Raw genomic sequence first — 13573 nt, 5'->3', positions numbered from 1 at the left:
TGTTTGATTATTCGTCTAGTGTACATAGTATAATACTATCTGGAGATCTAGCCATTAATCTTGGTTAATATTTGCGCCTGCGTCAAGTAACTTAATCAAAGACTCGACATCAAGCAGTGCACACATACGTTCTTTGACTAAACCGGCTAACCAAGGTCGTTTGTTCGGTAGGTCTAACCATTTTACATCTTCTTGCTCTAACGTCACTGTATCGACTAATGTTTCAGCCGATAATCCCCAATGACTATTACCTAGCATGACAATATATTGATAGTTTAGCGAATTTATTAACGCTTCGTCACATTTTTCTGGCATTACCCATAAAGCGGTATTCACTACATTAATTTTTTCATCTCGATGTAACATAACACCAGTAAACCATTTAGGCTTACCCATTAGACTCGTTGTCTTGTCTTCGTTATGTATGCCACCCAATTCAATCAACGGCACTGCAATCGTTAAACCCGCAACATTAAAGAACATCGCTTGAAAACTACCCTTTCGATAATTTTTACTCTGATGAACAATTAATGGCTGATCACTTTTTCTTGTCTTAAGCGGTTCATCAAGAGTCAATTGCGTTTTTTCTTCGACTTTGTCCTGAATTTTTTCTTCAACTATTTTAGGTCGTTCATTTTTTACTGAGCTTTTTACAGTATAAACAGGTTCATCTATTGGGTCGGCAATACGTTCAGTAATATCAACTTTTTGTAAAAGTTTTTCTAACGGTTGCTGATATTTTGCTTTTACAGAAATAATTGGCAGGTCCGATTCTTGCTGATCTTCAGTCAACAATTCTGATAAATAATTCTGCATTAATTTCTTACTTGCAGCGAGTGACTTTGCCATTGGACAATTAACCTAATTTTTGCAGTTCTAATAAACTGCTTAGTAGTTTTTTATATGCACTAACACCACGTGTTAACGGTGCGTAATCTGAAGGTACCTGCATTGCATAACTGGCATTTCTAAAATTAGTATCTACCGGTATAACACCGGCCCAAACACTATCATCGTATAGCTCTTGTAACTTTCTATAGGTCAGTAATGATGCTTTAGTACGTTTATCAAACATAGTCGGCACTATGGTATATTTAAACGGCTTATCTTGCTCAACTTGCATAATATCCATTGTTTTCATCATGCGGTCTAAGCCTTTCAAGGCTAAGAACTCAGTCTGCACTGGCACAATAATACGTTGCGATGCCGCCAAAGCATTCACCATCAGCACACCTAAAATCGGTGGACAATCAATTAAGACATAATCATATTCATCGGCTATTTTTATCATCGCTTTTTTCAACACTAAGCCCATACCACCTTTATTACCGAGTGAACGGTCTAAAGTAGCTAAGCCCATAGTTGCCGGGAGTATATCTATATTGTCGTATTTCGTTGGACATAAACTTTGCATTATTTGTTCTTTCGTTGAAACTTGAACAAATAAATCGTAAACACTTAACTCAAGATCTTCAGATTCGATACCAAAATAATAACTCAAAGAAGCATGGGGATCAGTATCTACCAACAACACTTTATAGCCCTGCTCAGCTAATAAGCCACCTAAGGAGATTGTTGTTGTGGTTTTACCAACGCCACCTTTTTGATTTGCTACTGTCCATACTACCAAGTTGCTAACCTACTTATTTCGTTGTGCTAATTATTGTTCTGCTCAGAAGAGGGGTTATCATCTTCTCGTGTTGTAATTCTAATGCCACCATTATCAAGTCTTATGATACGTATTTCATTATCCTCATCATCACCATTATCTATCTGCTTTATGGCTTCGACGTCTTTAATGCTGATGGTAGGGGTCGCAAGTAAATTTGACTTTTCTAAACCATATTTTGATATAGCGATAACAACACGACGGTTTTGCGCGCGGCCTTGTGCTGTTTTATTGTCTTCTCGTGGATAATATTGCCCATAACCCTCAATAGCCATACGAGCAGGATCAAGGGATAAGTCTTCAAGCACTCGTAAAATAGCCGTTGCTCTAAAAACTGATAATTCCCAATTTGAAGAAAATATCTCAGTATTAATCGGTTGGTTATCAGTATAGCCTCTTATGCGAATAAAATTGCTGGATGAACCAATTACATCATAAATAACCGCAAGTATTGTTGTTGCATTGTTGGTTGCTGATGATGAGCCGCTGGGGAAAAGCATACCACTGTTTAATTCTATTTCTAACCAATCGCCATCAATCTGCAGTTGCGCATAACCTGATTCGATTAATTCATACAAGGCGGTATGTAATTCTTTTTCTAGTGACGTTAGATTTGTGCCTACCTGACTGTCAGAAACATTAGAAAGTGTTTTCTCTCCGTCAAAAAGTTCAGGGCCAGCGACATCTAAAATGCCATTACCATACAAGCGCTTATTAGTTTTTGAGCTGTTAACATCGAGGATATCGTCACCATGCCCCCGATTTTTAGGTAGTTTATTATTGGCTTGAAAAACTTTACCTATTGATTCTGTCGCGGTTTCATAGGGCTCTTCATCAACCATTGCCATTGCATATAAAACAACAAATAACGCAAAGAGCAAGGTCATATAATCGGCGTATGAAACTAACCATCTGTCGACATTATCATTTTCGACTGAATGTCGACGTTTCCTTAAGTGGTTCATTGCTCTAACCGAAAGGCCGACAACTTATTTTCAATGGCATGTGGATTTTCTGCTAATGCAATAGAAATAAGGCCTTCAGCAATCATTTCTCGGTACATGGTTTGCTGGTGAATAATAGCCTTTATTTTATTAGCAACGGGCAGATAAATTAAATTGGCAAAACCAACGCCGTAAATAGTCGCAATAAAAGCCGTTGCAATGCCTTGTCCAAGTAAAGTGGGATCGGTAAGATTACTCATCGCATGAATGAGGCCAAGTACCGCTCCTAAAATACCTATGGTAGGACTGTAACCGCCCATAGACTCAAAAACATGAGCAGAGCGCAAATTATGCTCGCGATAAAGATCTAAATCTAATTCTAATGAGATACGCAAGTTGTCTACTTCTATACCATCAACTAATAAGTTAAGCGCTTTATTGGTATAAAAATCTTGTTCTTCTTCGGCAATATTTTCCAGTGATAAATATCCAGATTCTCGTGCTTTTTCAGACCAAGAAACTATCGAATCAATGCCTTGGTCAATATCATACTTGGGTGGATAAAATATCCACTTTAATAAAGACAACGCATGAAAAAATTGCGCTGAAGATGACTGTAACATTACAGCCCCTAAAGTACCGCCAAAGACAATGATAAAGGCAGGTAACTCAAATAACGCAGCGAGGGAGCCTCCATCGAGAATAAAACCTAAATATATGGCCGTAATTGCGACAAAAAGCCCGGCAATGGTTAACTTATCCATGGTCCACTTCCTTGATAATACTTTGGCTGATATCTTCTAATGCTAAAGATAAAACAGAAATACCTGCAACGGTAACGGCTTGCGGCATACCATAAACCACACAAGAAGCTTCGTCTTGTGCCCATATTGTCGCCCCTTTACCTTTTAACATGCGAGCACCTTCTCGGCCATCAGAGCCCATACCGGTCAATACAACACCCAATACTGAGCCACCAAATACCTTAGCTGCTGAGCCAAAACTCACATCAACACTTGGTTTAAAAGCAATTTTTTCAGACTTATCTTCTATAATTTTTAACTTGGCTAATTTTGGCGTACCGTCAATAATCATTTGCCTGCCACCAGGCGCTAGGTAAGCACAACCAGGTTTTAAAATATCCCCATCTGCTGCTTCCTTAACATTAATATTGCACAAGGTATTTAAACGATTGGCAAAAGCAAAAGTAAAAGCAGCCGGCATATGCTGTATTAAAATAATGGGTAACGGAAAATTTTGCGGCAATTGCGTTAATATTTTTTGTAAGGCAATTGGTCCACCCGTTGATGTACCTATAGCAAGTAGTTGGTAACTTTTACCTGAGCTTCTTTTAACAACCTGACTGCGAATACTTTCACTTTGACTCGGTTCAGTTTTAGTTGTTCGCAGCGGAGTTCTCGATTGAATGTCGAATTTATTTACGGGTTTACTCACTGGATTAGTGGCCGTTGAAGATAGGCTAATTCGTGACGCGTGAGCTTTTACTGCCAATTTTCTTTTCAATAAACCGTTAGTCTTCGCTAATTGAACCACTCTTTGACGCAGCAAACTACCTGCATCATCAGTTGTTTTGGCTATTTCACTAAATTTTTTCGGGAGAAAATCAAGTGCTCCGGCTTCTAAGGCTTCGAGGGTCGCATTAGCACCTTGATGAGTGAGCGATGAAAACATTAAGATTGATGTTGGCGCTTTCGCCATTATTTGTTTCACAGCTTCAATACCATTAAGCAATGGCATTTCTATATCCATGGTGATCACATCAGGCTTTAATGACACAGCCTTTTCAACAGCATCTTTACCATTTACAGCAACATCAATAACAGTAAGGTTCGGATCTTTATTTAAAATATCGGTAACTCGACGTCTAAAGAAACTCGAGTCATCAACAACCAACACCTTATAGGGCATTTATTATCTCATTTGTTATTATGAATGAAAAAGCCCTAATAAAATTTAATAGGGCTTTATTATACGTTAAGAGCGTAATTTTTTATTAACAACAGATTTTTTTGCGTAAAACTTCAGCATATTAGGCACATCGATAATTAACGCTATACCACCATCGCTGGTAATTGTTGCGCCGGCCATACCTGGTGTGCCGTGTAATAGACGGTCGAGTGGCTTTATCACCACCTCTTCTTGACCAATTAGACTGTCGACCACAAAGCCAATTTGCTGATTGCCCAATTGAACAATGACCACATGACCTTTTTCTCTTGGCTTCTCAACAAAATCACGTACTAACCACTTATCTAAGTAGAAGAGTGGAATCGCCTTTTTACGAACAATAATGGTTAATTGTCCATCAACAACGTTGGTGGTGGTTAAATCAAGATGAAATATTTCATTCACGCCAGCAAGTGGTAAAGCAAATGTTTGCTTACCAACAATAACCATTAATGTCGGTAAAATAGCTAACGTTAACGGTACTTTAATCTCTAAGATTGTACCTACGCCCATTTCAGAATCTATACTTACCGTACCGTTTAACTGGGTGATCTTAGTCTTGACTACATCCATGCCAACACCACGGCCTGAAACTTCTGAAATTTCAGTCTTGGTAGAGAACCCTGGAGCAAAAATTAAACTAAAGGCTTCTTTATCTGTCATTCTAGCAGCAGAGTCAGCGTCAAGAACACCACGAGTAATCGCAATTTCTTTGAGCTTTTCTGCATTCATGCCTGCACCATCATCTTTGATGGTTAATAATATATGGTCACCCTCTTGAGAAGCAGAAAGCACCACGACACCTTCTCTTGGTTTCCCCAATGCTTCGCGCTTATCAGGCATTTCTATACCGTGATCTACAGAGTTTCTCACTAAATGCACTAATGGATCAGCGAGTGCCTCAACAAGGTTTTTATCTAGATCGGTTTCTTCACCTTTGAGCACTAATTTAATTTCTTTGTCTAAACTGCGCGCTAAATCTCGAACAACTCGAGGAAATCGTCCAAAGACTTTCTTGATTGGCTGCATACGGGTTTTCATTACCGCACCTTGCAAATCAGTCGTTACCGCATCAAGGTTAGAAACAGCTTTCGTTAAATCTTCATCCTCTTTGGTTAAGCCCAAACTTGTTAAGCGATTTCTCACTAAAACAAGCTCACCAACCATATTCATAATTTGGTCAAGACGTTTAGTGTCAACCCTAACAGTTGTTTCACCCTGCATTGCTTTAGCGGGTGCTTTTTCTGGTACTGGCGCTTTAGCGACAGGTTTAGCTGCAGGAGCTACAGGTGCTGGCTTCGCGGCTGGTGTTTGAGCAACAGGTGTTGGTGCTGGTGTTGGTGCGCTAGGTGCTGGAGTAACAGATAATTTCGGCGCTTGACCTTGACCATGTAATTCGTCTAATAAAGCTTCAAAGTCATCGTCACTTATTTCATCTGATGAACTGTTATTCGATGAAGATGGTTTACTTGAATTATTAGCAGCAACTTCAGGCGAAAAAGCACCTTGACCGTGAAGTTCATCGAGTAAGGATTCAAATTCGTCATCTGAAATATCATTGCTGTCTGAAGACGTTGCTGTTGCTTCAGGTGCTGGGGCTGGCGTAGAAGCTGAGCCACCACCATGGAGTTCGTCGAGAAGTCGTTCAAATTCATCTTCTGACATTTCATCGCTAGAAGAACTTTCGCTTTCATGAGTAGCTACTGCTTCAACAACGACTGGCGCAGGCGCTTGCTCTTTGCCTTCTGGTTGGCTTAAACGATGCAATTCTGCAAGTAATTGAGCATCAGCTTTATCAAGTTTCTCGCCGTTTTGAACTTGTACAAACATTTCATTTACAACATCAAGCGCTTGTAAAATAACGTCCATTAGGCTTGCACTAACACTACGTTGGTTGGTACGTAACAGATCGAAAATATTTTCCGCGCCATGACATACGTCAACTAAATTATGTAATGCTAAAAATCCGGCCCCACCTTTAACGGTGTGAAAACCTCTAAAAATAGCATTTAATAATTCGGCATTATCGGGGTCGTTTTCAAGTTCTACGAGTTGTTCCGAAAGCGTTTCAAGTATTTCTCCAGCTTCTATTAAAAAATCCTGAAGAATCTCTTCATCTTGCTCAAATGACATCCAGCAACTCCTATTAAAATCCTAAACTTGATAAAAGGTCATCAACATCATCTTGGTCAGCGACAACATCATCACGTTGTGCTGCATTAACGATCGGGCCTTCAACTAAGTTATCACCTACTTTAGGTTTACTTCGCTCTGCATTACTATCTGTCGTAATACCAAAAGCGGTTAGCATACCAATCAAGCTATCCTCTACTTCACGAACTAGATCAATAACTTTACGAATAACTTGTCCGGTTAAATCTTGAAAATCTTGCGCCATCAAAACATCAGTCATTAAATCATGCATACGCACTGATTCTCTATCTGTCGTTTTTAATAATAAATCTATATCAACACATAAACTTTTAAATTCGGTTAATTCCAATTTGTTATGCATTAATTTTTGCCATAACGGATTAACAGCCTTTATTTGCTTTTGTATCGTATCCACAACGGGAAAAATAGATTCAACAGCATCCATGGTTTTATTAGCGGCTTCTTCCGTTCGCGTTATAACGTAGTTTAGACGTTCTTGAGCATCGGGGATATCTGCTGTCGCTAAATCATTTAACCTGGAATCTAATTGAAAATTATTTAATGAGTCATGTAGTTGGCGAGTCAGCTTGCCTATTTCAGCAAACAATTCAGAATTAATTGGATTTTGAATTTCAGCAATTAATTCATCTGCCTTGTCTTGTTGACCACTTTCTAAATATTCGACCAGTAGCTTTGCTTCTTCCAAAGAAACATGCACATTTGTATTCGCACTCATGCAAAAACCTCACGTTTAGATTAATTAATTATCTATCTAATTAAGGAATTAACCTAAGCGTTGAAATATTTTATCTAACTTGGCGTTTAACGTCGCTGCGGTAAATGGTTTTACAATATAGCCATTAACACCCGCTTGAGCCGCCATCACAATTTGTTCTTTCTTTGCTTCAGCAGTGATCAGCAATACTGGGATATGTGATAACTTCGCATCGGCACGGATGGCTTTGAGCAAATCAATACCTTGCATACCTGGCATATTCCAATCAGTTACAACAAAGTCAAAAGAGCCTTCTTTTAACATCGGTAAAGCAGTGCTACCGTCATCTGCTTCTGAAATGTTAGTGAAACCTAAATCTCGTAACAAGTTTTTGACGATACGTCTCATCGTTGAAAAATCATCAACAACAAGAACTTTCATATTTTTATCCAAGGCACCCTCCGGTGAGAACATTTTAAAATTGTGAATATATGTATATTCTACTCAACTTTGCCAAGATTGCATACGTCCTTTTAACCTATGCATTGCTTGACTGTGAATTTGGCTAACACGCGACTCACTTACATCAAGCACTTGACCAATCTCTCGAAGATTTAATTCTTCGTCGTAATATAGTGACAGTACTAGAGCTTCGCGTTCGGGTAAAGTGGAAATGCATGCTGTTAACGATTTTTTAAAAACTATTTTTTCAAAATTATCATAGGGATCGTTATTATTCACATCTTCCATATTCGATATAGCATCTGCCCCCGTACTTAAGTCTTCAATACCAATTATTTTACCGGTACTTACCTCACTTAGAATATGATGGTAGTCATTTAACGAAATATCAAGTTTTTCAGCAACTTCAATATCAGTTACATCACGACCTAAACTTGCTTCAAGCAATTTTATCGCTTCACTGACCATGCGGCTATTTTTATGAACAGAGCGGGGAGTCCAGTCACCACGGCGTATTTCATCAAGCATAGCACCACGGATACGAATACCAGCAAAGGTTTCAAAACTTGCACCTTTGCCGTGATCAAAATTATTAGACGCTTCAAGCAGGCCTATCATGCCTGACTGAATAAGGTCATCAACCTGCACGCTCGCAGGCAACCTTGCTAATAGGTGATAAGCGATTCTTTTCACTAAAACTGTATGCTGCGAAATTATAGCAGATTTATCAGTTTGAATACTGTAAGCATTTGGTTTTACCACTATCGCTCACTCGCTAAATTATAGGAAAGATATAGAACTTTCAACAAAGTACTCATATCTGATTACTATTGTTATTAATGTTCTAACAATTGTTCAATAAAAAACTCTAAATGACCTGACGCTTGTTTAGGCACCGGCCATTTAATTAAATTACCTGCTAAAGATTTAAAAGCAACCGCTGCAGGCGATTGTGGATAAGCTTCAACAATTGCTTTTTGTTTTCTAACGGAATTTCTTATATTTTCGTCAAATGGAATGACAGCAACGAGTTCAAGTGCAACATCTAAAAATCGATCGGTAACTTTAGAAAGCTTACCAAAGAGTTGTTGTCCTTCTCTTGGCGTTCTCACCATGTTGGCAACAACTTTAAATTTAAATACACCATGATCTCGACTTAATAATTTCATTAAGGCGTAGCAATCAGTAATAGATGTAGGTTCATCACAGACCACTAACATCACATCTTGTGAGGCACGGCAAAAGCTTAGTACCATGTCGGAAATACCGGCGGCAGTGTCAACAATAAGTACATCAAATTTTGTGTTCATATCACTAAAAGCGCGAATTAAACCCGCATGTTCAGCAGGCGTTAAATCGACCATAGATTGTGAACCTGACGTAGCAGGAATGATATTAATACCAGCGGGACCTTCAATAATTATATCGTCTAATTCACACTCGCCAGAAAGCACATGTGATAAGTTACGTTTTACCCGCAAACCTAGCATAACATCGACATTAGCCAAGCCTAAATCGGCATCTAAAACTAAAACTCGTTGTCCTAATTGTCCAAGTGCAATAGCGGTATTAAGCGAAACGTTAGTTTTACCTACTCCGCCTTTACCGCCAGAGACAGCAATGACTTTTACCGGAGCTGAATTTTGCATTTTTCTTAAGCCACTTGCTTGATCATTCATTTATCGTATTTCTCTACTTTCTTACGAATAGCTATCAATTTAATTTAGTATAACCCTATAATCATTTAATCTGCATATTTTTATAGCTTCAAAATTCACATATTTAGAACAAGTTATGGAAATACAGCTGTATTAGCACTCATCGGTGCTGTTCGCCAATTTATTGGATTATTAATTTGATTTTTCGCGCTCATTTTATCTGCTAGCGTAACGAGTTTTTCAGCATTTGCAACTTTAATATCTTCAGGAACTCTTTGTCCATCCGTTAAGTAGCCTATCGCTAAACCGTTTTGAATCGAAGTGGAAATTATTTCTCCTATGCTAAGGCTTTCATCAAGTTTAGTATAAATACAGCCAGCTAAAGGTACTTTTTTAAAGCGATCAACATTTTCTTGCATAACTCGTTGTTGAGTATTAGCAGCTAACACTAAATAGTTGCGAATTCTGACCCTTGCATTAGAAACTAAAGTAGTTAGGTGTTTAGCTAAACGCATATCACGTTGCCCCATACCTGCAGTATCAATAAGTATCAGTTTCTTTTTGGAGAACTGTTGCAACAATGTATCTAAGGTTTTTGCATCACCAGCAAGCTTTACATCACAACCAATAATTCGGCCGTAAGTGGCTAATTGTTCAAATCCAGCAATACGGTAGTTATCTGTTGAGATCATCACCACTTGGTCTGCGCCATGAATCTGAGCAAACCGCGCCGCGAGTTTAGCTACGGTAGTTGTTTTACCTACGCCGGTAGGTCCCACTAATGAAACCACGCCACCACGATGAATAATGTCATTATTAGTGGTATTAATTTGTTGGCTGATAAATTTCTTCGCTAATAACCAAGTATCTTGGTCATTTTTTTGTGCTGGAATATAACCTGCAATTTGATCTGAAACTTGTTCGCTCATACCCAAAGACATTAGTCGATTAACCAACATCGCACGAGCGGGATCTTTTTGCGCCATATCCTGCCACATTAACCCCGAAATTTGATGTTCTAGTAATTCACGAATAGAAGACATTTCGTGTTTCATTTTCTCTAAGTCGGCGTTATTTACATTTTGTGGCGGTAAGCCATCGCTTACTAAAGACTGTGCTTGGTTCATCACCGGCTGTTGATATGAGTCGCTTGATTGTTCATCACCTTGTTCTTGGCTATTTTGCTCTAAACGGTCGGTGAAGCTTTTAAATTGCTGCTCAATATTGCTTGACGGTGTTGGCGTTGAAACTTGCGCTGAGTTACTAGGGTTATTTAGCTTAGCGGCTGCCTGGACGATTTTATCATGCTGAGCTTGATTAATACCTTGACCAATATTTGCAGGTGCTTGCTGAACTTGACGGCTTAATAAAGCCGCTAAACTGTCTGAAGGTAAGCGAGTATCTTCTGCTGCCGAGTTGTGCGAAACACTAGGACTGGTCAAAGGATTATTTTGTCTAATATTGACCACATCATTGTCAATCGAACGGTCAAAACTGTTTGTTGCTTGCGCTGTTGAGTTGATTTCAGGAGAATTTTGCATTACGGGTTGTGTTGCTTTAATTTCTACGTTGTTGTCAACCGCAGCCATTAGTTCAACGCCCTCAGGTACGCGTTTATTTGACATAATCACAGCGTCAGCACCTAGCTCGTCTTTGATTTGTGTCAGCGCACTTCTCATATCTTTTGCTACAAAACGTTTAATTTTCAAAACTAACCCCTTATCAACTGCAATCGCTGTTAATGACTTATTCATTTAACCGCAAATATTTTCTGCTGCTCATTACTGATATCGTAATTATTGACCTATGGCGCTTACTATTTTTATCTGCTTATCATCAGGAATTTCTTGGTATGAAATCACCCGCAAGCCTGGAATAGTATATTTAACAAATTTAGCCAGTACCGCTCTTAAAATCCCTGAGGTTAACAATATTGGCGTATCACCCGCCATTTCTTGTTGTTGAGCACCATCAGCTAATGATTTTTGTAACCGTTCTGCTAAACCTGGTTCAATGCCAGCACCATCGTCGCCAGCCATTTGCATAGACTGGTGCAACATCTGTTCCAACTCTGGCGCCAAAGTTATGACAGGTACCTCAGTCACGGGTCCCACTAACTCTTGAACAATGAATTTACGCAAGGTAATACGAACAGCTGCCGTTAAAATTTCAGGGTCTTGGGACTTAGGACCATATTCAACTAACGTTTGAATAATACTGCGCATATCACGAACAGCAACACCTTCATTCATTAGGTTTTGTAGTACTTTAACCAAAGTACCCAGTGATAAAACATCAGGGATGAACCCTTCAATTAATTTAGGATAATTTTTGCCTAGCATATCAAGAAGGTTTTGTACTTCTTCATGACCAAGTAACTGTGCCGCGTTATTTGTTAGTATTTGACTTAAATGAGTGGCAAGGACAGTCGATGCGTCAACCACGGTATAGCCTAAAGACTGAGCATGTTCGCGTTGTGCTGGTTTTATCCATACTGCTTCTAGTCCAAAAGCAGGATCGATTGTTGCCACGCCGTCAAGTTTGCCAAACACTTGCCCTGGATTTATCGCTAATTCATGATCGTGTCTAATTTCAGCTTCACCGATAGTCACGCCCATTAATGATATTTGATAAACATTAGGGTCTAAATCAAGATTATCGCGAATATGTACCGCCGGCACTAGAAAGCCAAACTCTTGGGATAGTTTTTTACGAACACCTTTAATACGGTTAAGGAGTTCCCCACCTTGAGATTTATCTACTAGAGGTATTAGGCGATAACCAATTTCTAAGCCGATAATGTCAACATGGTTAACATCGTCCCAACCTAAGTCTTTTACTTCTGCTTCTTGTTGCTGGGTTTCAACCTGTTCAGCATCTGATTTATCCGCTAATTGTTTTTCTTTGGCAATTTTGTACTTTCCACTTAAAAAGGCGGTTCCAGCGATCATAAAAGCAAAGAATAAAAATGCAAAGTGTGGCATGCCCGGAATAACACCCATGACAAACATAACGGCGGCAGCAATATACAAAGAACGTTCTTGGCCTAATTGGCTGCTGACTTGCTCGCCCATGTCCTGAGAGGTATTTTGTCGCGTAACAACAATCGCCGTACCTACCGATAAAAGTAGACCTGGAATTTGCGCTACTAGGCCGTCTCCAATCGTTAATAAGGTGTATATTTCAACCGCTCTGTCAAAGCTTAAATCGTGTTGTACCATACCGATAACGAGTCCACCGATAATATTAATCAATAAAATTAATATGCCGGCAACCGCATCACCTTTAACAAACTTACTGGCACCATCCATTGAGCCATAAAAATCAGCTTCACTGGTGACTTCGATACGTCTTTCTCTTGCTTGGTCAGCGGTAATAAAGCCGGCATTCAAATCAGCATCAATTGCCATTTGCTTACCAGGCATAGCATCGAGGGTAAAACGCGCGGTTACTTCAGCAATACGCCCAGCACCTTTAGTAACAACCACAAAGTTAATAATGATTAATATAACAAAAACCACTAAACCAACCGCATAGTTACCACCAATAACCACAGAGCCAAAGGCTTCAATAACTTTACCCGCAGCATCAGGCCCTTCATGGCCTTCAAGTAGCACCACTCGTGTACTCGCGACATTTAGTGCTAAACGTAAAATAGTGGCAATTAACAGTACGGCAGGAAAAGAGCCAAATTCAAGAGGCTTTAAGGTATAAACGGTGATCAGTAATACCACCAAAGATAAGGCAATATTAAAAGAAAAAAGTATATCGAGTAAAAATGCCGGCATAGGTAAAATAACCATTCCAAGCGCCGCCATAATTAATATTGGCGTACCTAAACCAGAAAATAGGTTTATTTTACTTTTTTTGAACTCTTTAAATGAAGTAATTAACTGCATATTACTCTTATGATATTTTTTTGACGCATACCATGAAATAGCAATAAGTAGACCAACGTCGATTAAATATAATTAGAGTGATGGATAAATCGACAACAAAACAC

The 13573-nt window shown here is 39.1% G+C and carries 12 protein-coding genes; all 12 read right to left on the bottom strand.

The window, feature by feature from the left end; all coding sequences use genetic code 11:
- Positions 1–54: 54 nt before the first annotated feature.
- Positions 55–849, bottom strand: a complete 795-nt coding sequence (locus H4J69_RS04100) for a chemotaxis protein CheW (RefSeq protein WP_220465978.1) — start codon at positions 847–849, stop codon at positions 55–57.
- Positions 850–856: 7 nt separating this feature from the next.
- Entirely contained in the window at positions 857–1630 is a 774-nt protein-coding gene (locus H4J69_RS04095) for a ParA family protein (protein ID WP_182176122.1), read from the bottom strand.
- 26 nt (positions 1631–1656) lie between these two features.
- The gene (locus H4J69_RS04090) at positions 1657–2634 is read right to left on the bottom strand and encodes a flagellar motor protein MotB (protein WP_182213533.1); all 978 of its coding nucleotides are present in this window, start codon (positions 2632–2634) and stop codon (positions 1657–1659) included.
- Entirely contained in the window at positions 2631–3377 is a 747-nt protein-coding gene (locus H4J69_RS04085) for a flagellar motor protein (RefSeq protein ID WP_182213531.1), read from the bottom strand. Before H4J69_RS04085 ends, H4J69_RS04090 begins: the two co-directional genes overlap by 4 nt.
- Positions 3370–4542 (bottom strand): chemotaxis response regulator protein-glutamate methylesterase, encoded by a 1173-nt coding sequence (locus H4J69_RS04080; RefSeq protein WP_182213529.1) that lies wholly within the window; start codon positions 4540–4542, stop codon positions 3370–3372. The genes H4J69_RS04085 and H4J69_RS04080 overlap by 8 nt, the downstream gene beginning before the upstream one ends.
- A gap of 66 nt (positions 4543–4608) precedes the next feature.
- Positions 4609–6714, bottom strand: a complete 2106-nt coding sequence (locus H4J69_RS04075; protein WP_182244591.1) for a chemotaxis protein CheA — start codon at positions 6712–6714, stop codon at positions 4609–4611.
- Positions 6715–6727: 13 nt separating this feature from the next.
- Positions 6728–7471: a protein phosphatase CheZ gene (locus H4J69_RS04070; protein ID WP_182213526.1), complete on the bottom strand. Its 744-nt coding sequence runs from the start codon at positions 7469–7471 to the stop codon at positions 6728–6730.
- 48 nt (positions 7472–7519) lie between these two features.
- On the bottom strand, positions 7520–7903 hold the full coding sequence (cheY, locus tag H4J69_RS04065) for a chemotaxis response regulator CheY (protein ID WP_182176128.1): 384 nt from the start codon (positions 7901–7903) through the stop codon (positions 7520–7522).
- A 51-nt stretch (positions 7904–7954) separates the two neighbouring features.
- On the bottom strand, positions 7955–8674 hold the full coding sequence (locus H4J69_RS04060; protein ID WP_070374618.1) for an RNA polymerase sigma factor FliA: 720 nt from the start codon (positions 8672–8674) through the stop codon (positions 7955–7957).
- Between the two features lie 74 nt (positions 8675–8748).
- Positions 8749–9591, bottom strand: coding sequence for a MinD/ParA family protein (locus H4J69_RS04055; RefSeq protein WP_182213525.1), 843 nt, complete (start codon positions 9589–9591; stop codon positions 8749–8751).
- A 113-nt stretch (positions 9592–9704) separates the two neighbouring features.
- On the bottom strand, positions 9705–11279 hold the full coding sequence (flhF, locus tag H4J69_RS04050; RefSeq protein WP_182244604.1) for a flagellar biosynthesis protein FlhF: 1575 nt from the start codon (positions 11277–11279) through the stop codon (positions 9705–9707).
- Between the two features lie 87 nt (positions 11280–11366).
- Positions 11367–13469 carry a flagellar biosynthesis protein FlhA gene (gene flhA / locus H4J69_RS04045; protein ID WP_182213523.1) on the bottom strand — a complete coding sequence of 701 codons (2103 nt, stop codon included), beginning with the start codon at positions 13467–13469 and terminating at the stop codon, positions 11367–11369.
- Positions 13470–13573: the final 104 nt, after the last annotated feature.

The sequence above is a fragment of the Colwellia sp. BRX10-9 genome, from assembly GCF_014077405.1.
GTDB lineage: Bacteria > Pseudomonadota > Gammaproteobacteria > Enterobacterales > Alteromonadaceae > Colwellia_A.
The sequence above is the reverse complement of the archived record's forward strand: the minus strand, read 5'-3'. Positions and strand labels throughout refer to the sequence as shown.

Excerpts from the sequence above, each read along its gene's own strand:
- H4J69_RS04100 (WP_220465978.1), bottom strand. The coding sequence starts at position 849 with ATGGCAAAGTCACTCGCTGCAAGTAAGAAATTAATGCAGAATTATTTA.
- H4J69_RS04090 (WP_182213533.1), bottom strand. The coding sequence starts at position 2,634 with ATGAACCACTTAAGGAAACGTCGACATTCAGTCGAAAATGATAATGTC.
- H4J69_RS04085 (WP_182213531.1), bottom strand. The coding sequence starts at position 3,377 with ATGGATAAGTTAACCATTGCCGGGCTTTTTGTCGCAATTACGGCCATA.
- H4J69_RS04080 (WP_182213529.1), bottom strand. The coding sequence starts at position 4,542 with ATGCCCTATAAGGTGTTGGTTGTTGATGACTCGAGTTTCTTTAGACGT.
- H4J69_RS04075 (WP_182244591.1), bottom strand. The coding sequence starts at position 6,714 with ATGTCATTTGAGCAAGATGAAGAGATTCTTCAGGATTTTTTAATAGAA.
- H4J69_RS04070 (WP_182213526.1), bottom strand. The coding sequence starts at position 7,471 with ATGAGTGCGAATACAAATGTGCATGTTTCTTTGGAAGAAGCAAAGCTA.
- H4J69_RS04055 (WP_182213525.1), bottom strand. The coding sequence starts at position 9,591 with ATGAATGATCAAGCAAGTGGCTTAAGAAAAATGCAAAATTCAGCTCCG.
- flhA (WP_182213523.1), bottom strand. The coding sequence starts at position 13,469 with ATGCAGTTAATTACTTCATTTAAAGAGTTCAAAAAAAGTAAAATAAAC.